17 protein-coding genes and 1 pseudogene are annotated in these 25780 nt (G+C 69.9%); 6 read left to right on the plus strand and 12 right to left on the minus strand.

Annotated elements, in window-relative coordinates; translation table 11 throughout:
* Nucleotides 1-37: 37 nt before the first annotated feature.
* Complete coding sequence (locus ASF58_RS16845) at nucleotides 38-589, plus strand: alpha/beta hydrolase (RefSeq protein ID WP_055954952.1); 552 nt, start codon at nucleotides 38-40, stop codon at nucleotides 587-589.
* Between the two features lie 3 nt (nucleotides 590-592).
* Here ASF58_RS16845 and ASF58_RS16850 read toward each other — a convergent pair whose 3' ends face one another.
* From ASF58_RS16850 to ASF58_RS16880, 7 genes are all read right to left on the minus strand, one after another.
* Nucleotides 593-1624 (minus strand): TIGR01620 family protein, encoded by a 1032-nt coding sequence (locus ASF58_RS16850; RefSeq protein WP_055954955.1) that lies wholly within the window; start codon nucleotides 1622-1624, stop codon nucleotides 593-595.
* Nucleotides 1625-1645: 21 nt separating this feature from the next.
* Nucleotides 1646-3085, minus strand: coding sequence for a YcjX family protein (locus ASF58_RS16855; RefSeq protein WP_055954957.1), 1440 nt, complete (start codon nucleotides 3083-3085; stop codon nucleotides 1646-1648).
* A gap of 113 nt (nucleotides 3086-3198) precedes the next feature.
* Nucleotides 3199-4434: a hypothetical protein gene (locus ASF58_RS16860; RefSeq protein ID WP_055954960.1), complete on the minus strand. Its 1236-nt coding sequence runs from the start codon at nucleotides 4432-4434 to the stop codon at nucleotides 3199-3201.
* 54 nt (nucleotides 4435-4488) lie between these two features.
* A complete protein-coding gene (locus tag ASF58_RS16865; RefSeq protein ID WP_055954963.1) occupies nucleotides 4489-5007 on the minus strand; it encodes a histidine phosphatase family protein in 519 nt (172 codons plus the stop codon).
* A gap of 195 nt (nucleotides 5008-5202) precedes the next feature.
* Nucleotides 5203-6054, minus strand: coding sequence for a MoxR family ATPase (locus ASF58_RS16870; protein ID WP_055954966.1), 852 nt, complete (start codon nucleotides 6052-6054; stop codon nucleotides 5203-5205).
* Between the two features lie 99 nt (nucleotides 6055-6153).
* Nucleotides 6154-6804: a hypothetical protein gene (locus ASF58_RS16875; RefSeq protein WP_055954969.1), complete on the minus strand. Its 651-nt coding sequence runs from the start codon at nucleotides 6802-6804 to the stop codon at nucleotides 6154-6156.
* Entirely contained in the window at nucleotides 6801-8051 is a 1251-nt protein-coding gene (locus ASF58_RS16880; protein WP_055954971.1) for a hypothetical protein, read from the minus strand. The genes ASF58_RS16875 and ASF58_RS16880 overlap by 4 nt, the downstream gene beginning before the upstream one ends.
* Nucleotides 8052-8323: 272 nt before the next feature.
* Here ASF58_RS16880 and ASF58_RS16885 point away from each other — a divergent pair, with 272 nt between their 5' ends.
* Nucleotides 8324-10165 (plus strand): cation:proton antiporter, encoded by a 1842-nt coding sequence (locus tag ASF58_RS16885; RefSeq protein WP_055954975.1) that lies wholly within the window; start codon nucleotides 8324-8326, stop codon nucleotides 10163-10165.
* 237 nt (nucleotides 10166-10402) lie between these two features.
* On the opposite strand, the pseudogene ASF58_RS16890 reads toward ASF58_RS16885, so the two are convergent.
* Nucleotides 10403-10726: pseudogene (locus ASF58_RS16890) on the minus strand (hypothetical protein); the annotation flags it as partial.
* Nucleotides 10727-10965: 239 nt separating this feature from the next.
* On the opposite strand from ASF58_RS16890, the gene ASF58_RS16895 reads away from it, so the two are divergent.
* Nucleotides 10966-12141, plus strand: coding sequence for a VWA domain-containing protein (locus ASF58_RS16895; RefSeq protein WP_055954977.1), 1176 nt, complete (start codon nucleotides 10966-10968; stop codon nucleotides 12139-12141).
* Nucleotides 12142-12219: 78 nt separating this feature from the next.
* On the opposite strand, the gene ASF58_RS16900 is transcribed toward ASF58_RS16895, so the two are convergent.
* Both ASF58_RS16900 and ASF58_RS16905 read right to left on the minus strand, forming a co-directional pair.
* Nucleotides 12220-12540, minus strand: a complete 321-nt coding sequence (locus ASF58_RS16900; protein WP_055954982.1) for a 2Fe-2S iron-sulfur cluster-binding protein — start codon at nucleotides 12538-12540, stop codon at nucleotides 12220-12222.
* A gap of 181 nt (nucleotides 12541-12721) precedes the next feature.
* A complete protein-coding gene (locus tag ASF58_RS16905) occupies nucleotides 12722-13036 on the minus strand; it encodes an Hpt domain-containing protein (RefSeq protein ID WP_055954984.1) in 315 nt (104 codons plus the stop codon).
* Between the two features lie 313 nt (nucleotides 13037-13349).
* Here ASF58_RS16905 and ASF58_RS16910 point away from each other — a divergent pair, with 313 nt between their 5' ends.
* Complete coding sequence (locus tag ASF58_RS16910; RefSeq protein WP_055954987.1) at nucleotides 13350-21257, plus strand: hypothetical protein; 7908 nt, start codon at nucleotides 13350-13352, stop codon at nucleotides 21255-21257.
* Between the two features lie 97 nt (nucleotides 21258-21354).
* On the opposite strand, the gene ASF58_RS16915 is transcribed toward ASF58_RS16910, so the two are convergent.
* Together ASF58_RS16915 and ASF58_RS16920 are read right to left on the minus strand one after the other, a co-directional pair.
* Nucleotides 21355-21819 (minus strand): DUF1489 domain-containing protein, encoded by a 465-nt coding sequence (locus ASF58_RS16915; protein WP_055955449.1) that lies wholly within the window; start codon nucleotides 21817-21819, stop codon nucleotides 21355-21357.
* Nucleotides 21820-21911: 92 nt separating this feature from the next.
* A complete protein-coding gene (locus ASF58_RS16920) occupies nucleotides 21912-23120 on the minus strand; it encodes a hypothetical protein (protein WP_055954990.1) in 1209 nt (402 codons plus the stop codon).
* 148 nt (nucleotides 23121-23268) lie between these two features.
* Between ASF58_RS16920 and ASF58_RS16925 the strand changes: the two genes are divergently transcribed.
* Nucleotides 23269-24495 carry an MFS transporter gene (locus ASF58_RS16925; RefSeq protein ID WP_082513138.1) on the plus strand — a complete coding sequence of 409 codons (1227 nt, stop codon included), beginning with the start codon at nucleotides 23269-23271 and terminating at the stop codon, nucleotides 24493-24495.
* Between the two features lie 60 nt (nucleotides 24496-24555).
* Nucleotides 24556-25698 carry an MlaE family lipid ABC transporter permease subunit gene (locus ASF58_RS16930; protein ID WP_055954992.1) on the plus strand — a complete coding sequence of 381 codons (1143 nt, stop codon included), beginning with the start codon at nucleotides 24556-24558 and terminating at the stop codon, nucleotides 25696-25698.
* Nucleotides 25699-25780 lie beyond the last annotated feature (82 nt).

A 25780-nucleotide genomic window follows, 5' to 3' on the forward strand; every position in this document is an offset into this window, starting at 1 on the left:
CTCGACGGTGCAGAGCCCAGCCGTTATCGGAAGAGCCATGAAAATTGCCGATTGCGAGATCCTGATCCTGCCGGGCTATGCTGGGTCCGAAGACGAGCACTGGCAAGCTCGCTGGGCCGATCGACTTTCCACAGGCCGCATCGTCGTACAGGATGACTGGCATCACCCCGATGCAGAGGCTTGGCGCAGGCGGATCGTCGAGGCCGTGAACAGCGCGACCCGCCCCGTGATCCTGATCGCGCACAGCCTCGGCGTCGTGGCGGCGGTGCAGGCCGCTCCAAACTTCGCACCGGGCATCGTACGCGGCGCGCTCCTCGTAGCCTTCCCCGACGTCGAGACGACGCCGAACCTGCCCGTCAGCGTAACCGCTTTCGCGCCGGTGCCGCGGGATCCATTGAACTTTCCATCTTTGGTGGTTGCCAGCCGCAACGATCCTTACTGCAGCTACGCCCGAGCCGAGGACTTCGCCTATGCCTGGGGTGCTGTCGTGGTCGATGCAGGCGAGTCTGGACACATCAACGTGGAGAGCGGGCACGGCCCCTGGCCGGAGGGTCTGATGCGCCTCGCCGGCTTCATGAAGACCCTCTAGCGGTCAGCCTTTCGCCTCATCTGCTAAGGGCTTCAGCAGTTCGCCCGCCACGTCCGAGAGACGCGGCGGCGCCTCTCGCACGAACGGCAGGGGCCGGCAGACGGCCATCGCCGCGAGGCCGAAGCGAGCGGTCATCAGCCCGTTGAGCACACCCTCACCCAGCTTGGCGGAGACGCGGGCGGCGATGCCGAGGCCGAGCACCTGCTGGATCATGCTCTCCCCCACCGCCATCCCGCCCGTCACGGTGAGATGCGCGAAAGCGGCACGCGCCAAGCGCAGAAATCCGAGGAAGCCCGGGCGTCCGCCATAGATCGTGGCGATCCGGCGCAGCAGGCGCACGGCAGCGAAGATCACGAAGGCAACATCGACGATGGCACGCGGGCTTAGGGCGGTCACCGCCGAGACCTGCTTAGCCGCTGCCGCGATGGCGTTGCGGGCTTGGCGGTCGAGAGGCGCGACCAACTCGTGCTCGGCAAGGCCAAGGCGGTCGTCGACATCAAGGATGGCATCACCGAGAGTGGCGAGCCGAGCACGGCCTGCTGCCAGTGCAGAGCGCTCGGCGTAGAGACTCATCAGATCCCGGACGACGGCCTGTGCCGCGGAATGGTCGCGGGCGGCAATCGCCTCCATCGCCTTGCCGCGGACCCGCTCGATCTGTCGTTCGCGCCAGATTCCGGAGAGCTCCCGAGCGACGAGAGCCAAGAATGCGACCGCCGCAATGGCCAGCAGGACCAGGGCGACAGCGCCGAGCCAGGGCGCAGCGCTGAACAGATCGGCAATCAGGCGCTCTACCGACAATCCGACGCCGAGTGAAATAAGACCTCCAAGAGCGACGAGAAACAAGCTCAGCCATGGAGCACGCGCCTTTGGCGCGACAGGCACCGCGACACCGTCGGCGGCATCGACGATCTCGAAAGGTTCCTCGACGATGCGGACCTGCGCCGATGCCGTGGAAGGCGGTGCAGCACCGTCGGTGGTCGGCTCAGATCCGCTCGGCGGAATGCGGAACGCGCGGGGGCGGTTGCTTGAGCTCATAGCTGAGAGATCCCGGAGGCCTTAGGTGAGTTTGTCGCCAATGAGGAACTGCATGGCGCGGTCAAGCCGGATCTGCGGCAGGTCCCCCGGGCGGCCGAGCGCGTCGGGCTTCACGACAGGCGGTCGGAAGCGGGGAAACCGTAAGGATCCCGGCGGGACGGCACCCTCCAGTACCGCTTCCGGACGCTCCGGCAGCTCCCCGGGGAAGATCGCTGCCTCGCTCAAACCGTCGAAGACTTCGTCGCCGACACGTTCACCCGCTTCCGGTGTCCCGGATACGGCACGGAGGATTTCGTCGCCGTCATGCACGGTGGTCTCGCGCGTCGCGCGGACCGAGGCCAAGGCGACGGTGCCGACCCGTGCACCGGCGGCCTCCGTCCGCCGCATCGCCCGGGAGACGAGGAGCCGTAGCAGGGCGTCGAGGCGATCGTGGCTGGTCTGGTGCAGGTGGTCGGCCTTGGTGGCGGCGAACAGAATGCGCTCGGCGCGCGGTGCAAACATCCGGGACAGGATCGTATTGCGCCCGATACGAAAGCTGAGGAGCACGGAGTCAAGAGCTTCCTCGAGCTCGGCCAGCGCGGCAGGCCCGGCATCCACGGCAGCGAGAACATCGACGAGGACGATCTGTCGGTCGACCCGTTGGAAGTGATTGCGGAAGAACGGCTCGACGACCTTCGCCTTGTAGGCCTCGAAGCGGCGCTCCATCAGCCCGCCGAGCGTGTCCGGGGCCAGCGTCTCGGGCAGGCTATCGAGCGGCGCGAAGGTCAGGGCCGGTGAACCGGCGAGGTCGCCAGGCATGAGGAAGCGTCCAGGCGGGGTCGTCGCCACCGCCTCGGGACCGGCACGCAGGGCCGAGAGATAGGTCTTGAAGGCGGTGCTGGCGTGCTCGGCCACCACCTCGTCGAGAGGTCCGAGCGGGTCCAGCTGCTTCAGAGTCTCGAGCCAGGGCGCAGCCATGGCCCCGCGGCCACTCCGGCGCGTACCCGCGATCGTGGCGCGCGACCAAGCGGTGTAAGTTTGGTCGATCAGCGCAAGATCGAGTAGCCACTCCCCCGGGTAATCCACGACATCGAGCATCAGTGTGCCGGGACCGGAGCGCCAGCCGCCGGATCGCTCGTACTCGATGGCCAAGCGGAACTGGCTGATTCGGTCGGTCGATCGTGGCCAAAGCCGCTGCTCGGTCAGGGCCGCAAAGTGCTCCTCGTAGGGAAAGCGTGGAATGTCGTCGTCCGGCTGCGGCACGAGGCGCGCCCGGCGCAAGCGGCCTTCATGGGCTGGCGCAAAGGCCGGGAGCGCATGAGCTTCCACGAGATGGTGGATCAGGGCGCTGGTGAAGACGGTCTTGCCCGAACGTGCAAGGCCGGTCACGCCGAGCCGCAAGGTCGGCTGAATCAGCAGGTCGCTCGACGCCTCGGCAAAGGCTTTGACCGCGGAACCCGCACGCGCGGCGAAGCTGTTCATGGCAACCTATTCGAGAGACGGGCTGGGAAGAGTGATACGTGACGGCGCGACGATATCGCTGAGGTGGCGCGACAGCGACGCCGCCGCAAGACTCGAAGGTGAGGCGCCCGCGATCACGGTGAGTTGACGGCGGCGAGGTTTGTAGCGTCGAGACGTGCAATGGCGGCCTCAACCAAGGCAGGGCCGGCGCGCAGGGCTCCAAGCTCCACGCTCGACATCGCCAGCATGACCGGGGCTAGGTTCGGCAATGGACGTCCATCCGGTCCGAACAGTTTAAGATCGTCCTCGATCTTCAGGCCCGCGCTGGCGGCGATCCGGGTGGCATAATTACGAATTCGGGTCTCGTCGTTGCCGCAGAAGGGCGCTGGCACGCTGAGATCGAGTAGGGGCAGGCCGGGTAGACCCGCCGCAATCGACGGCAGGGCAGCGGACTCGGCCACGAAACGCTCCTGCAAACTCGCGGCCGACCCGGATTTTTGCAGCGTCGCAGATCGCTGGCCCGGCGATGCAGCGCCGAGAACAGCGCTCGGCTCGACCATCAGTACGGATGGTTTAGCGATCACGGTGGAGGGCTTCACCAGGATTTCTGAAGGCCGGACCAGCAGGGCCGATCTTGAGGCCATCACGGTTGCCGGCTGGGCTGAAGCCGGAGCTTTGACCATCCCCCGCACTGGGCTCGGACGCCCCCGCATGCGGGCCAACGGTGACCAGGGTTGAACCCTCAGGGGGCCGCCCCGCGCCGCATTCGACGGACGGGAGATTCCGCCGCGCGGATGGCGAGCGAGGAATCGCGCCCTGAGTGTGCCACCGATCCCACGGGGCGCGATCGCGAGGGCGATCTTTGCACCCGTTCGACGGTTCGCGAGGGGTGCGACCGACCCGACGGTCCGGCATTCGGCGGGCGCCCAGCGCCGCACGATGGCGAGCGCCGAGCGGCGGCCAAATTCGCGATAGTAGCGCCGGAGCAACTGTGCCGCGGCGTCTGCGCCATCGGCTGCGGAGGCAAATCCCGTATGGCCCTCACTGTCGGCGCCGATCTCGCCATTCCAGCGTGCCTTCTTGATGCACCAGTAATTGTTCAGCTTGACGCAGCGGGCAACGAAGGCCGGCTCGCTGGAGGTGTAGCGGGCCGCCAGGGCGAGCGAAGCCGGGCGCAGGTTCTCCGCCGCTTCATAGCGCCAGTTCGACACGGCCCGGCTCTCCGCCTGGAAGACCGGGACAGGCGGCGGACTCCCGTCGCGCGCCGCCAGCGTCAGTCGCCAGAGCGTCGCGTCCGGTCGAAGGTTTTCGGCCGTCCCCTCCAGGCGCGGCAGCAGCGTCGTAAGAAGGAGAAGCGTGGTGAGGAGCACGGGATCTGCGAAGCTTGATCGGGATCAGGGCAACGGCGTCCGAGCGCGAAGGGTTCAATCCCCGATCTTGATGTCTCTCGGTGCAACGAAGCGCTCGAGTCGCCCCGTGCCGGCCGCAACTGTACTCCAGGCGTCGCCCTCGAAGTCCAGAACCACCACGGCGGCGGTGGGAAACTCCAGCGACAGCCGTTTGCGCCCGGCCTTCTCACCAGAGCCGGCCAACCGCATCGCCAAGTCCTGCAGGCCGGGATTATGACCAATCATGAGGAGGCTCCCAGCCGTATCCGGCGTGGTCTGCACGATTGAGAGCAAGGCTGCCTCAGGCGCATCGTAGATCGAGGGGACGATCTCAGCTTCGGGCCCCGTCAGGGCACTCTGAATCGCCTCCCAGGTCTCGCGAGTCCGCTTTGCTGGAGACACGACGACCGCCTCGGGAATCAGCCCCTCGGCGGCAAGGTACGCGCCCATCTGCGGGGCAGCGCGCTTGCCGCGATCGTTCAGTGGGCGATCAAGATCGACGATGCCAGGCGGACGGTCGGATTTGGCGTGACGCAGGAGGATCAGGCGACGCATGCGAGCTTGGTCTTTCAGGTCAATCCGATGACGGGATGCGGGTCCAGGGAGGCGGACCGCGCTCGGCAACCCCGTAGCTCGGCCTCTTCAGTTTCATCACGAGCGTTCCGCTGGGAACGAGGCTTGCGCCAGAGCCCCACTCTATCTCGGTCCGGCCGACTCTCCAGCCCCAGGGCCGATGCCCAGCGGTGCGGTTCAGCCGCCGCGTTGCTCGCGCCGCATCAGAAAGGCGAGCTTTTCGAACAGCCCCACATCCTGCTCGTTCTTCAGGAGTGCGCCATGGAGCGGCGGGATCAGTTTGCGGCCGTCGCGCTCGCGCAGGATCTCGGGCGTGACGTCCTCGGAAACGAGGAGCTTGAGCCAATCCAGCAGTTCCGAGGTCGAGGGCTTCTTCTTCAGGCCAGGGACTTCACGGGTCTCCAGGAAGACGCGTAGGGCCTCCTCGACGAGGCGGTGCTTGATGCCGGGATAATGCACCTCGACGATGGCCTTCAAAGTCTCGGCGTCGGGGAACTTGATGTAGTGGAAGAAGCAGCGTCGCAGGAAAGCGTCCGGCAGCTCCTTCTCGTTGTTCGAGGTGATGATGACAATCGGGCGCCGCTCAGCCCGAACCGTCTCGCCGGTCTCGTAGACGTGGAACTCCATCCGGTCGAGTTCGGTCAGGAGATCGTTCGGAAATTCAATGTCGGCCTTGTCGATCTCGTCGATAAGCAGCACCGGCCGCTCGGGCGCGGTGAAGGCCTCCCACAGCTTGCCGCGCCGGATGTAGTTGCCGATGTCCGAGACGCGCGGGTCTCCGAGCTGACTGTCGCGCAAGCGCGAAACCGCGTCGTATTCGTAGAGACCCTGCTGCGCCTTGGTGGTCGACTTGACGTTCCAGGTCAGGAGCGGTGCACCAAGCCCCTTGGCAATTTCCTCCGCCAGCACCGTCTTGCCGGTGCCGGGCTCCCCCTTCACCAGCAGCGGACGTTCCAGAACGATGGCGGCGTTCACCGCCGTCGTCAGGTCGGAGGTCGCGACGTAGTCGGCGGTGCCGGTGAAGCGCATGACGGTACTCGCGGGGTAGGGACGCTGGAACGTCCGGGGTTAGGGCGCGGCTAGGATCCCCGCAAGGCACCGGCCGCGGCCGACGAAGACCAGTCCGTTTTAGAGCGTCTTCCCGTCGTGCCAGACGCAATTCGAAGCCAAGATACCGAGGTTGACGTCGGACTTTTGTGGCTGGGGCAGGGTCTTTCCGTCCATGGCTAAGTCGATTTTGATCTCGACCTGACCCTTCTGCTCGTTCTGGCGACGTGAGAAGTAGCAGTATTGCTGGAACGGCTGGTCCTCGTTCGCGCGGAAGTTCCAACCGGTGACGATCTGGCCGTCCATGTAGGGCACCTGCTTGAACACCGTGAAGGTGGTGTTCACCGGGGCCTTGGAGGCCGGCGCTGCGTCGTTGCCGAGTTGCGCCTTCGTCGGCGTCGGCGCTCCGCCCGCCTTCGGCAATCCACCCTCAAGCTTCAAGACGTTATCCGTCAGTGTGACCTCGCCCTTGGTCTTGAGGGTCACGTCGGACAGGGCAGCCTGCATCGCGGCGGCGATCTTTTCGGCCGCCGAGTCGAACTGGTTCATGTAGGCGTAGCCGTAGGACGCTGCGCCGACCCCGGCGCCAGCGAGAAGCAGGAAAGCCCCTGCCCCGACGGAGCGGAACAGGAAGGCGCGCGCGGCAACGATGCGCGCCTCGGCCCGTAGGCGCCCGTTCACGCTCTGAGCGAGGACGACGTTCTCGGGGGTACCTGAGGTGTGGATGCTCACGCGCCGGCTCCCGCGCTAGCGGCCTGGGCCGGACCGCGTCGATCGATCGGGATCACCGCACCGCCGGGCGCGGGCGCTGCCGGGGCCGCAGCGGTCGCAGCGGCTGGGGTCGGAGCCGGGGCGGCCACCGACGGCTCATTCGGTACGCCTCGAGGCTGGTGCAAAGCCATTTCCTCGCGCAGGGCATCAGTGATCGAATCGAGCATGTAGGGAGTCGCGGCCGGGTCGACGGTGGCGCCGAGGTCGTCCTCGTCCATGAAGGTCTTGCGCACCGAAACGGCGCACAGGGCGAGGATCGTGGAGGCGAAGGCGGCGCAGAGTGCCGGCACGAACACGAAGATGCGCAGGAAGGCGTGGACCTGTGCCTCGCTGACGTCGATCGGGTCGACACCGTACACCATGGCGGTGAAGGAATGCAGCTGTGAGCGGTTGACCGAGTTGCGATAGGCCTGCTCGGCATCCGCAACCTTGCGCTCCGCGGCGCCGCGGTCGAGTTCGCTGCGAGCCTTGCGGGCTTCCTCGAGCATCTTCGTGACGGCGCCTCGGTCAGCGCCGGCCTTGGCGACGCTTGCGTTGAGGGTCGCCGTGCGCGGATCGGTGACGCACTTCATGTTGGAGTAGCGCTGACCGCGACTGTTGGTGCCGTAGACGCGCTCGCAGCGCTGCGCCGGCAATCCGGCGAGCTGGCTGGAATTCTCGGCCGCGCGCTTCTCGATCTGATCGAGCTCGTTCGTATACTGCGCCACCCGCGCATCCGCCGCGGCGATGCGATTGTCGATGGTGCCGCGATCGGCCTGGGCATCCTTCAGGGCGGTCTTCGCCTTGGCCGCATCCATCAGGCGCGGATGGAACATCATCTCGCCGAGCTGGGACACCGACTTGGTGGTCACGCCGGCCGCGAAGATGATGCCCACGATCGCCAGCGCGCGGATGAAATAGGAGCGCTGCGTCCGGGCCAGGATACCGAGGGGGACGCGGCAGAGTTCCACGGCCGCGTAGACCAGCGGCGCGAGGAGCATGAAGTAGAAGGCTTGGGAATCGCCGTCGCTGTAGACGCCCGCGAACAGCCACGCACCCCAGAGCGAGGCACCGATGACCATGAATTCCACGAGATAGGCGATCGCGACGTAGCCCCACTTGATGCGGTAGCCCCTCTCGATATGCCGTTCGTGAGACCAGCGGTCGGTTTCCCGGCGCCATTCTCGAGCTTCACGTTGCACGTCGCGGTTGGGCGGCGTCTTTCGCATGGGGCACTCGTATCTCGAAACGCGACGCTGCGCGCTTAACCGTCCGTTAAGGCATTGCCTTATGCGCATATTGTGCCGTTTTTGCGCCGCATCAGGCGTGCTGACCAGCACGGTCTCCCCATCCGAATGGTCGCAGCCGACCATTTTGTAATTTCGGGGCGTGTGTGCTGTTGCGCCGGGATGCCGCCGGTGCCCATGGTCGTGGACGGAGAGGCCGGGCGATACCTGTGCGCCGCACCGTCTCTTCCAGCACCAGGAGACATCCCCGACCGATGACGGACGTGCACGCCGGATCCTACAAGGAAGTGATCCTATTCCTCGTCACCGCAGGCGTGGTGGTGCCGCTGTTCCATCGGCTGCGCATCAGCCCGGTGTTGGGCTTCATCGGCGCGGGCGCACTGCTCGGTCCCTTCGGTCTCGGGCGCTTCGCCGAGACGCACCACTGGGTCTCAACCTTCACCATCGCCAATCGCGCGGAGATCGCGCACCTCGCCGAGTTCGGCGTCATCTTCCTCATGTTCATGATCGGCGTCGAGCTCTCATGGGAGCGTCTGCGAACGCTCCGTCGCCTCGTCTTCGGACTCGGCTCGATCCAGGTCCTCGCCTCCTCGGTCGTCATCGGCCTGATCCTCCTGTCTCTCTCGGTGCCACTCGCCGCCGCGATCATCGTCGGACTGGCCCTCGCCCTCTCTTCGACCGCGATCGTGCTGCCGGTCCTGGCGGATCAGAAACGGTTGAATACCCCGGCGGGGCGCGCCAGCTTCGCGGTCCTGCTGTTCCAGGACCTTGCGGTAGCCCCGGTCCTCTTCGCCATCGCGGTGCTCGGCCGGAACGACGGCTCCGATGTGGGGGGCGCCCTGGCCCTGGCCCTCGGTCAGGCGGCGGTCGCCATCGTGGTGATCGTCGTGGTCGGACGCGTCGCACTGCGCCCGCTGTTCCAACTGGTAGCCCGGACGCGCTCGCCCGAGCTGTTCATGGCGGCCTGCCTCCTGGTCATCATCGGCACCGCTGTGACGGCTGCCGCCGCCGGCCTCTCGATGACCCTCGGCGCTTTCGTGGCCGGGCTGCTGCTGGCGGAGACGGAGTATCGCCGTGCCATCGAGGCGACGATCGACCCGTTCAAGGGCCTGCTGCTCGGCGTGTTCTTCGTCTCCGTGGGCATGAACCTCGATCCGGCCCACCTCATGTCGGCACCGGGCGCAGTGTTGGGCCTTGCCCTGACCCTGATCCTCATCAAGGGCACCGTCATCGTCATCGCCGCGCGCTTCTTGAAGCTCTCGCGATCAGTGGCCATCGAGGCGGCGCTTTTACTGGGCCCCGGCGGTGAATTCGCCTTCGTGCTGATCGGCGGCGCCCTGGCAGGCGGCCTCGTCCCCGAGGAGGTCGGGCAGGCCGCCCTGATCGTCACCACCGTGACCATGATCGCGATCCCGGCCCTCGCCGTGCTGGCACGACGCCTCGGCAAGCGGTTCTCCAGCGCCCAACTTGGTCGCGCGCGGGCGGAGCCGGTGCCGGACCGTCAGCAGAACCGGGTGATCATCGCAGGGTACGGCCGCGTCGGACGACTCGTGGGCGAGATGCTGGTTCGCCACAAGATCCCGTATCTCGCGCTCGACGCGGATGCAGCCCGGGTCTCGGAACATCGCCGGCTCGGAAATCCTGTCTATTTCGGAGATTCGGCCAATCCTGAGTTGCTGCGCCGCTGCGATATTGCCAACGCTCGGGCCTTGGTCGTCACCCTGGACAATCCCAGGGCGGTCGAGGCGGTGGTGGAAGCGGCCCGGGCCGAGCGGCGCGACATCACCATCGTGGCACGGGCGCGCGATGCCCGCCACGCCACTGCGCTCTACGAGATGGGCGTCGATGATGCGGTTCCTGAAACCATCGAGGCATCGCTCCAGCTCTCGGAGGCCGTCCTGGTCGATGTCGGAGTGCCGATGGGCCTCGTCATCGCCTCGATCCACGAGCGGCGCGACGAGTATCGTGCGATGCTGAAGAAGAAGGAGACCGAAGTTCGGCCGGCCTTTCGTGCTCGCCGCACCGTCGGCAAAGGCGTCGAAATTCGGGACGCGACGCCAGGAGACGAGTCCAAACCGGTCAGCAAGACCGCCTGAGGAACGTACTAGACCGCGTCAGAGTAGCCGGCCCTGGCCGCGGGTCGGCATCACGGGCGCAGCGAGAGAGCTCGAGGCGGCTGATTTGGAAGAAACGGGGACCGTACCGCCTCGCCCAGCCCTCAGCCCCGGTGGTGGCTTCGACGATGCTGGCTTGAGCGCATCGGGTGGCTTTGGCGTTCGAGGTTTGGCCCGGCGGATGGAGGAATGGGCGGCCGGATCCATGCCGGGCGCATAGCTACAGCGGTAGACGATCTCATCCGGCGGACCGAGACCGGTGTCGAGCGGGATCGTCACCGTATCGTCGTTGAAGCGCCATTTGCGTGTGCCCTTGTCCCAGTACAGCCAGATCGTTGTGGGATGCCCCTGGATCGAGAAGATCGCCGCCTTCTTCGAGACCGCACGAATGGTGCGCGGCTCGTACATCCCCTTGGCTCGGTAGGCGTCTGCGAAGGAGGCAGGTTGACGGTCGATGAAGGTGTTGCGCACCACCTGAATCGTCGCGCCCGGCTCCGAGAGGAACCGCTTGAAATCGCTCAATGAGCGCAACGCGAGCGCCATGTTGGTCACTCCTAACTCAACCCGAAGACCATGCGCCCTGACGACTTGTCCTGACTTGCACGAGACCGTGCGGCTAAGATGTTCGATTCAGATGACAAGTCCTGTCCGCCCGAATAACGGTGGCATGGCGATATCAACAGAAATCCTGGGTTATACCCAGATTAACGTATGTGACTCTGCCGAGCGTCGGGGCCTGGACGGGCCTTGACCCCGGCACCGGCTTCCCGCGTTGTCGCGCCATGCTGCTCCAGTTCTTCACCGCCCTGCGCGAGGCCAAAATCCCCGTCACGCTGCGGGAATTCCTGACGCTCCTGGGTGCGCTCGACCGCGATCTTGCCGGGAAGCGGATCGAGGAGTTCTACCTCCTCGCCCGCACGGCCCTGGTAAAGGACGAGCGGAACCTCGACCGGTTCGACCGCGTGTTCGGTGCCGTGTTCAAGGGCATCGAGACCCTGGGCGAGGCCTCCGCGCCGACGGCGATCCCGGAGGAATGGCTGCGCAAGCTCGCCGAGAAGTACCTCACCGATGCCGAGAAGGCGGAGTTGCAGGCGCGCGGCTGGGACAAGCTCTTCGAAACCCTGAAACAGCGCCTTGCCGAGCAGCGCGAGCGCCATCAGGGCGGCAACAAGTGGATCGGCACCAGCGGCACCTCACCGTTCGGGGCCTACGGCTACAACCCGGAGGGCATCCGGATCGGCCAGGACGGCAACCGCAACTTCCGCGCGGTAAAAGTCTGGGACAAGCGCGAATTTCGCGATCTCGACGACTCGGTCGAACTCGGCACCCGCAACATGCGGGTGGCTCTGCGCCGCCTGCGCCGCTTCGCTCGCACGGGCGCGGCGGAGGAACTCGACCTCGACGGCACCATCCGGGAGACGGCGGCGAAGGGCTATCTCGACGTCAAACTCCGGCCGGAGCGGCGAAACGCCGTGAAAGTGCTGCTGTTCCTCGACGTCGGCGGCTCGATGGACTTCCATGTGGCGCTAGCCGAGGAGCTGTTCTCCGCTGCGCGCTCGGAGTTCAAGCACTTCGAGCACTTCTACTTCCACAACTGCCCTTACGAGCGCGTCTGGCGCGAGAACCGGCGCCGGCACGACGCGACGCTGCCGCTGCTCGACGTGCTGCGGACCTACCCGCCGGACTATCGCGTGGTGTTCGTGGGGGACGCCTCCATGAGCCCCTACGAGATCGCCATGGCGGGCGGATCGGTGGAGCATTGGAACGAGGAGCCGGGCGAGGCTTGGCTGACGCGGATCCTCGAGCGGTTTCCGAAAGCGGTCTGGCTGAACCCCGTTCCTGCGGACCACTGGGCCTACACCCAGTCGATCGGGATGGTCCGCCGGCTGATGGGGGAGCGGATGTTCCCGCTCAACCTGGAAGGCATCGATGGCGCCATGCGGGCGCTCGTCCGGTAGGCTTCGCCAGCGCCGTCGACGTTCGGGGGGGCCGGTCTCAGGCGCCTGGCGCCATCCGGGGCCCCGAGCGCAATCCGCTCAGCCCTGACGCGCCGGGGTCGTGACGCTGAGCCCATCCAGCTCGGGCGTGATGCGGATCTGGCAGCAGAGCCGCGAGGTCGCACGCACGTCGGACGCGAAATCGAGCATGTCCTGCTCCATGGCCTCGGCGGGCCCGACGACCTCGGCCCAGGCCGCATCGACGTAGACGTGACAGGTCGCGCAGGCGCAGGCGCCGCCGCATTCCGCATCGATCCCCGGCACGTTGTTGCGGATCGCCGCTTCCATCACGGTCGATCCTACGTCGCCCTCCACGGTCCTGGCCGTTCCGGCGTGGTCGACGTAGGTGATCTTGGGCATCGGGGACTCCGGGCTCGGACAACGCGTAGAACGGCCGGTTGTGCGGCGCAAAGCCTGCCTTGAAGGGGCAGGCCTCCGAATGCAAGCGCGCTCGCCGACCGGGCGATGTTTCCTGCGCTTACGCCGCAGCGGCCGTGCCGTTCCATCGATGAACCGCGACGCGACGTCCGAGCCCGGTATTTCAGAGAGGTCGTGTCAAGGTCGCGAGGGTTTCGGCGACGGCAACGGTAAGCGTTTCAGCCGGGGCGGCAGTGCCGCCCGCACGAAGTCCGTCCTCCATCGCAGCGGAGATTCGCGCGACGCGGACCGCACCGATCCCGAGTGCGGACCCCTTCAGGGTGTGGGCGAGGTCCGCCCGCGCGGCGGGAGCCAGGTCCGGATCGACGATCCCCGGCAGGAGGCGGCGGCACTGGTCGGCGAAGAGTCCGAGCAGTTCCGCGGCGAGTGCGGCGTCGCCGAACGTCTGGCGCGACAGATGGTCGGCGTCGAACAGCACCGCCTCCGACGGGTCTCGGGAATCGGGATCTGGCAAAACATCCTCGCGCCTGGGGCGACGGCCATCCTGGCTATCCACAGCTGAGCCCCGCCGTCGTTCGCTTCCGTCTACTCGTTGAGGCATCATGCAGAAAGACGACGGAGCGGCACCGGCCCTCGGCTTGGTAACCATTCCGTTAAGGTTTTTTGGGCGCTGCGGCGGGCTCGGGTATCGGAGCCTCGTGCCGAAGTCTAAAGTTCCTTGGTAAATTGGTAAAAGTAACCTTGATCGGCGGGCGCGGCCGACGATCGGGATACGCGTAACGAGGCGTTGTATGGCCACGGAAAAGAAGCTCAAGGATCCGGCCGAGGCGGCTCTGTCGGCGATCGAGCAGGCTCTCAACCTCGATGCGTTCGCTCAGGGCGACGAGGCCTTGCGGGCGGAACCCCGCCTTCCGGATGTCGGCGACGGCGATCCCCTCCGCGATCCCAGCGGTCGCCTCGCGCCGCCGCGCCTCGATCTCGACCAGCCCCTCGCCTCGGACCTGCCGCCGCCGGACCGCAACCGCCCGCGCCGCGAGGGTGGCCTCCTGCCGCCCGACCGCTCCATGGTGGCCAACGACGACCGCCAGAACATCGGCATCCTGCAGCAGACCCTGCGCGTCCGCCCCTCGCGCACGCCCTACCTCATCGCCGCCGCAGCCGGCGGCCTCTGGATCGCCGGCCTCCTCGCCCTGGCCTGGGTGCAGTCCTCCGGCGACCTGCGCGGCTTCTTCCAGGGCCTGAGCGCGATCCAGGGCGCCGTGGCGGCGACCGCCCTCGTGGGCCCCGTGGTGCTGTTCGCCATCATGGGGATGCTCGCCGTGCGTGCCCAGGAGATGCGCCTCGTCGCCCGCGCCGTGGGCGAGGTGGCGATCCGCCTGGCCGAGCCCGAGAACTTCTCCACCGACGCGGTGCTCACCATGTCGCAGACCGTCCGGCGCGAGGTCGCGGCCGTCGGCGACGGCGTCGAGCGGGCCCTGGCCCGGGCAGGCGAACTCGAGACCCTGGTGCGCGGCGAGATCGCGACCCTGGAGCGGGCCTATTCCGACAACGAGATCCGCATCCGCTCCCTCGTCGAGGAGCTCGTCGCCCAGCGCGAGTCGATCATCGCCAATGCGGAGCGGGTCCGCGGTGCCATCACGGGCACCCATCAGAGCCTGACGGCCGAGCTCGACGGCGCCGCCGAGCGCATCGTCTTGGCGGTGAACGGCGCCGGCGACCGGGTCACCAGCGCCCTCGACGCCCGCGGCGAGGCCATCACGTCGGCCCTCGGCGACCGCGGCGACGCGATCACCGCCGCCCTCGGCGAGGCCGGCGACCGCGTCGTCGAACTGGTTTCCGGCCGCGGCGACGACCTGGTGCAGCGCCTCGCCTCCACCAGCGAGGGAGTCCGCGGCAGCCTGGCGGAGGTCGGCAGCGCCCTCACGCTGTCCCTGGAGACCCGGGCCGACGAGGTCACCCGGGCCTTCGAGCGCACCGGCGGCATCCTCACCGCCACCCTGGCGGAGAATGCCGGGCAGGTGGCGCGCACCCTGGCCCAGACCGGCTCCGAGGTCATCGAGGCCCTGAACCGCCAGGGCGGCGACGTCCGCCAGACCTTCGAACAGTCCACGCGCGGCCTGGAAGAGGCCTTCCTGGCCCGCGGCTCCGAGCTGACGGCCCAGTTCTCCTCCACGGGCGGCGAGATCACCGCGCGCTTCGCCGAGACGGGCGACGCCCTGCGCGCCCACTTCGCCGAGACGGGCGACGCCCTGCGCGCCCACTTCGCCGAGACCGGCGCCGCCCTCACCCACGACATCTCCGTCCGCGGCGATACGCTGCGCAGCGAGATCGAGACCGCCGGCTCCGGGGTGTCCGCCCTGATCGAGGCCCGGGCCCGCGAGGCCCAGACCGGTCTCGCCGCCGCCGCCGGCAGCATCATCGAGACCTTCACGGCCCGCGCCGACGGTGTGCGGGAGGATCTCATCCGCTCGGTGGACGGCATCGCCTCCGGCCTCGACACCCAGGGCGGCGCCCTGGCCGAGCGCATCGAGACCGCCGCGGCCCACCTGCACGAGACCATCACGGTCCACGGCGCGGAGGTCTCGAACCTGTTCGAGGCCCGCGGCCGCGACACCCAGGCCGGCCTGGCCCTGGCCGCCAGCGCGATCATCGAGAGCTTCGGCGCCCGTGCGGACGCCCTCCGCGAGACCCTGATCGGCTCGGTCGAGGACGCGACCACCCGCCTCGACGAGCGCGGCGGCACCCTGGCCGAGCGCATCGAGGCCGCGGCCAACCGCCTGCGGGAGACGATCGACGTCCATGGCGGCTCGGTCTCCGAGCGCATCGACGCGTCGGGCCGCGAGGCCCAGGCCGCGCTGGCGCTCGCCGCCAGCGCCATCGTGGAGACCTTCGGCAACCGCGCCGGCGGCGTGCGCGACGACCTCCTCCGCTCGGTGGAAGGCCTCGCCAACGGTCTCGACCAGCACGGCTCGGCCCTGGCCGAGCGCATCGAGACGGTGGCGCATCAGCTGCACCGGACCGTCACGGTCGAGGGCGCGAACCTGGAATCCACCCTCGGGACGACCGGCGATCGCGTCGGCGAACTCGTGCGGTCCCGAACCCAGGAAGCGACGCAGACGCTCGAGGGCGCCCTGTCGGCCCTCGGCCACACCTTCGAGACCCGGGCCCTGGAGGCGGTGGACAGCCTGCGCGTCACGGCCGCGACGCTCGAATCCGAGATCGGCAGCCGGACGGCCGAGGCCGCCGACACCTTCCGCCGCAGCGCGGAGGAGACCACCGTGGCCCTCGGCGCCAGCACCACCGAGGCCGCGCAGTCCCTGCGCCGCGCCTCGGCCAGTGCCACCGGCGAGCTGGAGGCCCGCACCGTCGAGGCGGTGCAGATCTTCGAGAACCGGCTGGCCGCCACGTCGGCGGATCTCGCGGCCCGGACCGCCGAGGCGGCCGAGCTCCTGCGCAACGCCGCCGACGGCCTCGGCGACACGGTCGGCAGCAAGGCCAGCGCCTCCATCGAAGCCCTGCGCAGCACCCTGGACGCCGTCAACGACGAGCTGGCCCGGCGCGCCGAGGACGCCGCCGGCACGATCGCTCGCGCGGCCGACGGTCTCGGCGGCGATCTCATCGCCCGCATCCGCGACGTCGAGACGGTCTTCGACAACCACGGCCGGACCCTCGGCGACCTCATCGCCGCCCAGGCGCAGGACGCCCAGACCCAGCTCGCCAATACCGGGCGCGACATCGTGCTGGCCGTCACCGCGCAGGGCGCGCGGGTGAACGACGCCCTCAGCCAGACCGGCGCCAGCTTCGCCGACACCACCGAGACCCGGGTTCAGGCCATCGACCGCGTCCTCAACGACCGGCTCGCGACGCTCCAGGAGACCATCGCCCGCGGTGACATCCTCGCCGACCGCATCTCCCGCGACACCGCCGCCCTCACCGAATCCGTGTCCGGCCGCCTCGAAGAGATGGACCGCGTCATCACCGTGCAGGGCAAGGTGGTGGCCGACAGCATCGCCGAGCGCACCCGCGAGGCCCAGGAGGCCGTGGAGAGCCAGCTCGGCGCCCTCGAGGAGCGCTCCGCCCGTCGCTCGACCGAGATCGGCGAGACCTTCGCCAACTTGGTGGCGCAGATCGACGGCCATCTCGGCGGCCGTGCCACCGCGCTGAACGAAGCCCTGATCGTGCGCACCGCCGAGATGGCCCGCGTCATGGTCGAAGGGGGTCGCGACCTCGTCCAGGCCCTCGACTCGCGGGCCGACACCATGGCCCTCGACATCGCCCAGCGCGGCGCCAGCCTCGGCGACGTCCTCGGCGAGCGCTCGGCGGAGATCGCCCGCCGCCTCGACGAGCAGACCCTGGAACTGTCCCGCCGCCTCGACGAGGGCGCCGGGCGCTTCGACGCCGGCGTGCTCGGTCGCCTGGAGGCGATCGGCACCGCCCTCGAGGAGCGCAGCCGCCTCATCGAGGAATCCTTCGGAACCCAGGCCTTCGAGGCGATCCGCCTCATTGAGAGCCGCACCCGTGCGGTGGACGAGGATCTGGCCACCCGCACCCGCGAGCTCGTGGACATGATCGTCGAGCGCACCGGGGGCGCCAACGAGGCCCTGGACACCCAGGCCGTGGCGATCCGCGAGGCCTTCTCGCAGCGCGCGGACGAACTCGTCCGCCTGATCGATGCCCGGACCGCCGCGATGGGCACCGAGCTCGACGAGAAGGGGCGCGCCGTGTTCGGTGCCCTCGGCGGCCGCATCACCGAGCTCGCCCGCCTGTTCGACCTCGGCAGCAACTCCCTCGGCGCGGTGCTGGAGCAGCGCGGCGAGACGATCCTGGCCCGCCTGCGCGAGATGGTCGCCGAGGCCGATCGCCAGCTCAGCGAGGGCGAGGGCCGCCTCGGCACCACCCTCGACCGCCGGACGTCCGATATCAGCTCGCTCCTCGACGAGGGCGTGCGCACGGTCCACCAGCTGCTGGACGACCGCACGGGCGAGATCCGGACGCTGCTCGACAACCACGCCAGCTCGCTGGGCTCGAATTTCAGCGACCGCATCGCGCCGCTGCACGACACGCTCGACCAGCGCGGCCGGGCGTTCGTGGACACCATCGCGGCCAGCCTCGGCAGCGCCGCCGAGGCGGTCGAGGCCCGGACGCGGGCCCTGGCCAGCTTGTTCGACGAGCGCATCGAGCAGCTCGACGAGGTGGTCGACCGTCGGGGCGGCAGCCTCGCGGACTCGGTCGAGGCCCGGACCCGCGCCCTCGCGGAGACCTTCGACCAGCGCATCGGTGTCCTCGACGAGCTCGTGGACACCCGGGGCAAGCGCCTCGCCGAGAACCTGGGTGCCCAGGCCCAGACCCTGGTCGAGCAGTTCGACCAGCGCCTCGGCAGCCTCGACGCGGTGGTGGAGCGCCGGAGCGGCGAGATGGCCCAGGCCGTGGACGAGCGCACCCGCGCCCTGGCCAACCTGTTCGACCATCGCATCAACATTCTCGGCCAGCTCGTCGACCATCGCGGCGCGCACCTGACCGAGACGCTCGAGAGCCGGACCGAGGCCCTGACCACCCTCCTCGACCAGCGCATCGGCGCCCTCGACGCGATCGTCGACGGCCGCGGCAACCACCTGACCCAGTCGCTCGACGCCCGGGCCCAGGGCCTGCGCAGCCTGTTCGACGAGGTCCTGACCGCCCTCGACGGCCTGGTCGACGGCCGCGCCGAGGCCCTGACCGACCGGGTCGACACCCAGACGCGGGGCCTCACCACCCTGTTCGACGAGCGGCTCGGCGCCCTCGACCGCCTCGTCGATCACCGCACCGGCACCCTGTCCGACGAAGTCGATGCCCGCGCCCAGGCGCTGGTCTCGCTCATCGACACGCGGGTCGGCGCCCTCGACCAGGTGGTGGACGCCCGGGCGGGCGCCCTGCGCCAGCAGGCCGAGGCCATGGCGCAGACCCTCGTGTCCCTGTTCGAGGAGCGCGCATCGGGCCTCGCCACGCAGGCCGACGACCGCACCCGCGCCCTCGTGGCGATCTTCGACGAGCGCCTGGGGGCCCTGGAAGGCCTCGTGGACGGCCGCGCCGGCACCCTGGCCGACCGCGTCGAGGAGCGCACCCGCACCCTCGCGTCGGTGTTCGACGCCCAGCTCCGGACCCTCGACGAGACCGTGGATCACCGCGCCAACGTCCTGGCACAGCAGGCCGAGGACCGCGGCAGCGCCCTGGCGGCGATGTTCGACGAGCGCCTCACGGCCCTCGGCGGCCTCGTGGAGGCCAGCGCGGCGGAGTTCGCCCGCACCATCGACACGCAGGGCCAGGCCCTGACGGAGGCGGTGGACAGCCGGTCGGAGGCCTTCACGAACCGCATCGACAATCGAATGAAGGTGTTCGCCACCCTCGTGGCCTCGCGCGGCGATGCCCTGGCCACGGCCTTCGACGACCGTCAGGACGCCTACGCGTCCCTGGTCGACGCACGCACCGCCGCGATGCTCGCGGCCTTCGACGAACGCGTCGATCGCCACGCGGCCCTCGCCGAGGCGCACAGCCAGGCCCTGGCCGCAGCCCTCGACCAGCGCAACGAGGCCGTGGCGGCCCTGCTCGACACCGGCACCGGCGCCATGACCGAGGCGTTCGACCGTCGCTCGACGGCCCTGGCCGGCCTCGTCGAGGCCCGCGGCCAGGCGCTCGCCCGCCGGCTCGCGGAGAGTGCCGAGACCATCACCCGGGCCATCGAGACCGGGGGTGGTGCCCTGGTGGAGACGCTCGATGGACGCGGGAACGCGGTGGTCGCCCAGCTGACCGATCAGTCAGAGCGCCTGCGCGCCATCGTGGACGGACCGGCGGCCCAACTCGTCGAAGCCCTGGCGCTGCGCGGCGATGCCATCGAGCGGGCCCTGCAGGAGAGCGGAGCGCCGCTGGTCGCCGCCATCCGCGAGCGCACCGAGGCCCTGGCCGCCCAGTCCCGCGCCTCCGCCGAGGCGCTGCTCTCGGCCATCGACGGCGGTGCGACCCGCGCCATCGCGTCCCTGAACGACGCCAACGACCAGATGCGCGGCGAACTCACGACCGTCCTGCAGCGCATCGACGGGGCCAACGAGGCCCTGCGCGAACTCCTGGCCGGGACTGGGCAGAACCTCGGCCATATCGAGGCGAGCCTCTCGCACCGGATCGCCGACATCCGCGACGGCCTGGCGGCCGTGGCGAGCGAGACCGAGCGCGCCAGCGCCGGGGTGTCCGAGCAGGTCCACCTTCTCCGGAACGTGGCCGAGGGCGCCCTGCGGGACGCCGCCGAACTGGCGGTCTCCCTCGACGAGCGCGGCCGTGCCCTCGACGAGATCGGCCGCACCCATGCGGGGACCCTGCGGCAGGCCGTCGGCCACCTCGAAGGCGCCGCCGGGCAGCTGCAGGGCGCGGCCGGCCAGATCCAGGGCGCCGAGAGCCGCCTCGCGGACCGGCTGGGCGAGCGCGAGGCCGCCATCGCCAACGTGCTGTCGCGGATCGAGGAGCGCTCCGGCACCCTCGACGCGCAGACCGCACGCTTCGACGCGATGATCGGCGAGACCCTGCGCGCCGCCGAGGAGCGGGCGCGGGCCCTGGGCACCAGCCTGTCCGACACCGCCGCGGGCGCCGGGACCACCGTCGCCAAGGCGTTCGAGGGCCTCCGCGCCAGCGCCGACAGCGAGAGCGGGCGCACCGCCGAGGCCGTGCGCACCGCGATCGAGGCGGCGTCGCAGCAGATGATGGGCGTCCTCGAAACCGCCTCCGGCCGCTTCGGCGAATCCGTCTCCGGGCTGCGCGAGATGGCGGCCGAGATCCGGCGTGAGCTCGATGCCACCCGGGCCGACCTCCAGCGCGGCGTGCTGGAGATCCCGCGGGAGACGCAGGATGCCACCGGCGAGATGCGCCGGGTGGTCTCCGAGCAGCTGAAGGCCCTGACCGAGCTCTCCAGCCTGGTCCAGAGCTCGGGACGGGCGGTGGATGCGGCGGTCCCGCAGGTGTCGGAGCCGAAGCGCCCCGCCGCCGCGGCACCGACGCCGACGCCGGCTCCCGCCGCGGCCGCTCCGGCGGCTCCGGCGAAGGCCGCCCCGGCCAAGCCGTCCGCCGCCGCACCGGCCGCCGCGACGGCGAAGCCCGCGGCTGCGGCCGGCCGGCCCGGCACGTCGATGAACCTCGTCTCCGCCCCGGCGACGGGCCGGACCGCACCGGCGGCCCGTCCCGATGCCCGGGCCGGCGAGGGCCGCGGCTGGCTCTCGGACCTGCTGACGCGGGCCTCCCTGGACGAGGACGAGGACGCGGATCCGGCGCCGAGCGCTCCGGCACCGGCCACGAAGCAGCAGGCGGAGGCCCAGAAGACCGCGGCCGAGCGCGGGCGCACCGCCCTCGAGACGATCTCCAGCGACATCGGCAAGATGATCGACCACCAGACCGCGGTGGAGCTGTGGGAGCGCTACCGCCGGGGCGAGCCGAACCTGTTCGACCGCCGGATCTACACGGCGCAGGGCCGGCAGACCTTCGAGGAGGTCCGCCGCCGCTACGGCGCGGATGCCGATTTCCGGCGCACGGTCGACCGCTACGTCGGCGAGTTCGAGCGCCTGCTCGGCGACGTCTCGAAGAACGACCGCGACTCCTCGCGGGCGGATGCCTACCTCACCTCGGAGACCGGCAAGGTCTACACCATGCTGGCCCATGCCAGCGGCCGCTTCGACGGGGCCTAGGCCCCGGACGCAGCACGCCGGACGAACCGACCCCCCGCCCTCCCCCCGGAGGGCGGGGGTTTCCCGTTGGACGCCGCGTTGCGTCGGATCGGGCGGGTCAGATCAGGCCGAGGCCGGCGAGTTCGCGGCGCAGGGATTCCGGCATCTCGGCGAGACCGCCCGCCGTGCGGGCGTCGAGGTCGGCCGGCGCATCCTCCGCCTTGAGGTAGCGCCAGCCCTGGAACGGCCGGCACGGACGCGGCGAGACGGCGGTCACCTCCGGCTGCAGGATCAGCCGGCAGCGGCCGATCCCGTCCGTATCGGTGAACGGCGTGATGGCGGTGATGGACTGGCGGCACAGCAGCGTGCCCTTGATCACCCAGTAGATCGAGCCGCGGCCGACGATGTCGCCGGCGCGGGTCGGCACCATGCGGGTGGTGTGCACCGGGGCGGGATCGCGCCCCTCGCGCAGGGCCGCCTCGCGGTTGCGGGCGATGCGCTCCTCGAGATCACCGATGCTGGCGGGACCGACGCAGAGCTTCAGCAGATGCAGGGCGTGGGCGGCGGGTGTTGCGCGAGGCATGGCGGGAGGCATGGCGGCGTTGTAGCAGCCGCGCCGAAACCGCGCGCCTCCTTCGTGGGCGGCGCGACCCCGCGCCGCTCAGCCTCCGGTGCTCAGGAGAACAGCGCCCGCTTCTCGTCCTCGGAAAGCGCATCGATCTCCGCGAAGGCCGTCGCGATATCGGTCCGGGCCTGCTCCGAGACCTGAATCGCCGCCGGCACCATCTCCGGCTCATCCGCGGCCGGATCGATCGCCTCGGCGTCCGGCAGGGCTGCCTCGGTTTCGGGCTCGGCCTCGGGCTCTTCCAGGGCGAACATCGCCGCGTCGTCATCCGCGGTCACATCCACGGCTTCCTCCGCGCGCCCGTCCTCCGCGCACGCGGGTTCGGCCTCTCCGGGCGCATCGAAGGCAGTGTCGAGGGCAGTTTCGAGGGACGACGGCGCGTCCTCGGCGGACGGCTCGGCCGCCTCCGCGGGCACCTCAGCGGCCGCCTCCGCGGGCACCTGCGCCAGCATCAGGGCGGAGGCCGCGTCCGCCAGGGCGTCGGTCGCCTCGAGGAAGACGATGTCGTCCGCGGCGGAGGGGTCGTCCGACAGCGGCGCCCGGGCGAAGGCGGCCGACGGCGCCGGCTCCGCGGACGATCCGTCCATGTCGATGTAGCGGTCGACGTCGCTCTGGCAGAGGTCGGGCTGGACCTCCGGCGCACTCGCGCCTCCCGGGCCCGCCGGGACCGGATCGAGGGCATCGCCCCAGATCGCCATCATGGCGGCGAGGCGCTCCTCGAGGTAGCGCAGGGTGTGGATGATGCGCGCCGTGCGCTGGGCGGTGAGGTCCTGGAACGAGCAGGCGGTGTAGATGGCGGTGGCGCGCCGGTCGAGCTCGTCGCAGATTGCGGCGTCGGAGCCGGATTCGCGCAGGGTCCAGGCGGCCTCCTGCACGTGCTCGGCCGCGCTGAGGATGTCGGAGGTCGCGTTCTCGGTGGAGCGCACGATGGCGTCGAGGGCCGCGGAGGCACCGCCGAGCCGGCTCTGGTCCTGGTCGGGCGCGTGGATGGCCGCGATCTCGGCCTTGGTCCGGGCGATGGCGTGGGCCATGTCCATCAGGTCGCCGCGCACGCGCCCCATCTGGCTGCTCTCGCGATCGTGGGTGACCACGCTTTCCAGCCTGGCGATCGCGTCGAGGACGATCCCGGTATCGGTGGTGCGATTGCGGCGGAGATAGGCGTCGAGGAACCAGCGACCGCGCTCGCTCTCGGTCATCGCCGCTTCGATGCGATCGTATTCCGAGATGTCGAGGGACGTCAGCGAATGGGAACTCGACATCAAGCACGTGTCCTTGGCCGCGGGGACCGGCACGCCATCGCCGGGTCCAAGCCGCCGCAGGTTGACAGGATCGCTTTAACGCCGGCTTTACGCAGCTTCCGCCTGACGCGACGTTCTCCCAGGCCCCCCTCGTCCCGATCCGGTCACCGTGTCTGACCCCTCTCCTGCGCTCCCGGAGCCGAACGCCTTTCGGCTGTCGCTGCTCTACGCCGTCGTCTTCGTCGAGATCGGCATCGCCATGCCGTTCATGCCGGTCTGGCTGAACGCCCTCGGCCTCGACGCGACCGTGATCGGGGCCCTGCTCGCCCTGCCGATCGCGATCCGCATCGTCGCCACCGCCCCCCTGGTCGGGCTGATCGACCGGGGGATCGCCGCGCCGCGGATCCTGCTCGCCGGCAGCCTCGTCCTGGCCGGAACCTACGTGCTGATGCCCACGGGCGCCGCCCTCGGCTGGCCCGTGCTCGCGCTCCTCATCGCGCTGAACGCCGTCGCGGCCGCGCCCCTGGTGCCCAGCATCGACTACCTGACCCTGGGCGCCGTGCGCCGAAGCCGCCGGCTCGACTACGCGCGGATCCGGATGGCCGGCTCCATCGGCTTCCTCCTCGCCAATTTCGCCGGCGGCGCCGCCCTCGGGGCGATGGGCGAGCGCCTCGCCGTCCCCCTCCTCCTCACCGTGCTGGCGCTGATCGCCGCCGGGGTCGTGGCGACGTCCCGCATCGAGGCGCCCCCGGTCCCACCCCGCCATCCCGAGGCCGGCCGGCCCGCCCTGCCCGGCGTCCTGTGGTTCTCGATCGGGGCGGCGGCCCTGATCCAGTCGAGCCACGCGGCGATCTACGCGTTCGGCAGCATCCACTGGAGCACGCACGGCATTCCCACCGCGTGGATCGGCACGCTCTGGGCCATCGGCGTCGCCTCCGAGATCCTGCTCTTCGCCCTGATCGGCCGCCTGCCGCCGCGCTGGCGCAACCCCTTCGCGCTGCTCGCCCTCGGCGGTGGGGCCGCCCTCCTGCGCGCCGTCGGCATGGCCGCCTTCGGGGATCGCCTCGGACCGGTGATCGCCCTCCAGGTCCTGCACGGCCTGACCTTCGGGGCGACGCAGCTCGGCGCCATGGCGGCGGTCTCGCGCTTTGCCCCGGACGGCGCCCGCGGGCGGGCCCAGGGCACCGTCAGCTCGGCAGGCGCCCTCGCCTCGGCCAGCGCGACCCTGATGACCGGGGTCGCCTACCAGACCGGGGGGGGACCGCTCGCCTTCGTGTTGATGGCGCCGCTGGCCGGCCTCGGCTTGTGCCTCGTGGCACGCGCCGCGCAGGCCGCCCGCGCTTTCAGCCTTCACAGCACCACGATTGTGGGTCACGGGGCGGGACAACCCGATTAACCTTGACCGTCCGGTAACCGTGATCGGTGTTACGTGATCGCGGCATGGAGTGCGGCGTCATTGGCTAGAGCCGAGATCAGGACCCTTCCGGAGGCTGCCGACGCCGCGATCCTCGAGGGCGGTCGCATCGGCTTGTCCGGACGCTGGACCGCCGACCAGGGCGCGGCCGTGGAGGTCGCCGCCGCGCGCATCGCCGGCAGCGCCGCCGGCACGGCCCTCCTGGTCGACCTCAGCCGGATCGTCCGCCTGGACACCCTCGGCGCCTGGGTGCTGGAGCGGACCCGCGGGGAGATCGAGGCCGCCGGCGGGCGCCTGGCCTATGCGGGCGCGACCCCCGAGCACCGCATCCTTCTCAGCGAAGTGAAGCTGCGCGAGGCCGAGCCGCCGCCGCCGCGCCGCGGACGCGGCTTCGGCTTCCTCGACGATCTCGGGCGGCGGGTCGTCGGCGCGAAGTCGGATCTCGTCACGGGACTCGCCTTCTTCGGCGAGGTGGTCACCGCCTGCATCCGGGTCGCAGCCCGGCCCGGCACCTTCCGGGGCACCGCCCTGGTCAACCAGATCGAGCAGGTCGCCTTCCGGGGCGTGCCGATCATCGTGCTGATCTCGTTCCTCGTGGGCGGCATCGTCGCCCAGCAGGGCATCTTCCAGCTCCAGCGCTTCGGCGCCCAGAGCTTCGTCGTGAACCTGATCGGGCTCCTCATCCTGCGCGAGCTCGGCGTGCTGCTCACCTCGATCATGGTGGCGGGCCGCTCGGGCTCGGCCTTCACCGCCGAGATCGGCTCGATGCGGATGCGCGAGGAGGTCGACGCCTTGCGGGTGATGGGCCTCGATCCCATCGAGATCCTGATCGTCCCGCGCATCCTCGCCCTGGTGATCGGCCTGCCGATCCTGACCTTCCTGGCCTCCCTGGCGGCCCTGGCCGGCGGCGGCCTCACCGCCTCGCTCTACGGCGGCATGACCGTCGACGCCTTCCTGGCGCGCCTGCAGGCCGCGGTCTCGCTGCACCACGTGGCGGTGGGGCTGATCAAGGCGCCGTTCATGGCGCTGATCATCGGCATCATCGCGACGATCGAAGGTTTCGCCGTGGAGGGCTCCGCCGAGTCCCTCGGCCGCCACGTCACGGCCTCAGTCGTCAAGTCTATCTTCATGGTGATCGTCCTCGACGGATTGTTCGCCGTCTTCTTCGCTGCGATCGACTTCTGAGGCTGGTCCCGAACGTGTCCGCCGCGCATCTCCAGACGAGCCCGCATCTGCAGACGACCGAGCCCGCGACCGCGCCGGAGCC

Source organism: Methylobacterium sp. Leaf125 (genome assembly GCF_001423085.1).
Lineage (GTDB): Bacteria > Pseudomonadota > Alphaproteobacteria > Rhizobiales > Beijerinckiaceae > Methylobacterium.

What these genes read in the sequence shown, in the direction of transcription:
- ASF58_RS16865 (WP_055954963.1), bottom strand. Translation starts at nt 5,007, where the DNA reads ATGCGTCGCCTGATCCTCCTGCGTCACGCCAAATCCGACCGTCCGCCT.
- ASF58_RS16885 (WP_055954975.1), top strand. Translation starts at nt 8,324, where the DNA reads ATGACGGACGTGCACGCCGGATCCTACAAGGAAGTGATCCTATTCCTC.
- ASF58_RS16880 (WP_055954971.1), bottom strand. Translation starts at nt 8,051, where the DNA reads ATGCGAAAGACGCCGCCCAACCGCGACGTGCAACGTGAAGCTCGAGAA.
- ASF58_RS16855 (WP_055954957.1), bottom strand. Translation starts at nt 3,085, where the DNA reads ATGAACAGCTTCGCCGCGCGTGCGGGTTCCGCGGTCAAAGCCTTTGCC.
- ASF58_RS16845 (WP_055954952.1), top strand. Translation starts at nt 38, where the DNA reads ATGAAAATTGCCGATTGCGAGATCCTGATCCTGCCGGGCTATGCTGGG.
- ASF58_RS16870 (WP_055954966.1), bottom strand. Translation starts at nt 6,054, where the DNA reads ATGCGCTTCACCGGCACCGCCGACTACGTCGCGACCTCCGACCTGACG.
- ASF58_RS16900 (WP_055954982.1), bottom strand. Translation starts at nt 12,540, where the DNA reads ATGCCCAAGATCACCTACGTCGACCACGCCGGAACGGCCAGGACCGTG.
- ASF58_RS16850 (WP_055954955.1), bottom strand. Translation starts at nt 1,624, where the DNA reads ATGAGCTCAAGCAACCGCCCCCGCGCGTTCCGCATTCCGCCGAGCGGA.
- ASF58_RS16910 (WP_055954987.1), top strand. Translation starts at nt 13,350, where the DNA reads ATGGCCACGGAAAAGAAGCTCAAGGATCCGGCCGAGGCGGCTCTGTCG.
- ASF58_RS16915 (WP_055955449.1), bottom strand. Translation starts at nt 21,819, where the DNA reads ATGCCTCGCGCAACACCCGCCGCCCACGCCCTGCATCTGCTGAAGCTC.
- ASF58_RS16920 (WP_055954990.1), bottom strand. Translation starts at nt 23,120, where the DNA reads ATGTCGAGTTCCCATTCGCTGACGTCCCTCGACATCTCGGAATACGAT.
- ASF58_RS16895 (WP_055954977.1), top strand. Translation starts at nt 10,966, where the DNA reads ATGCTGCTCCAGTTCTTCACCGCCCTGCGCGAGGCCAAAATCCCCGTC.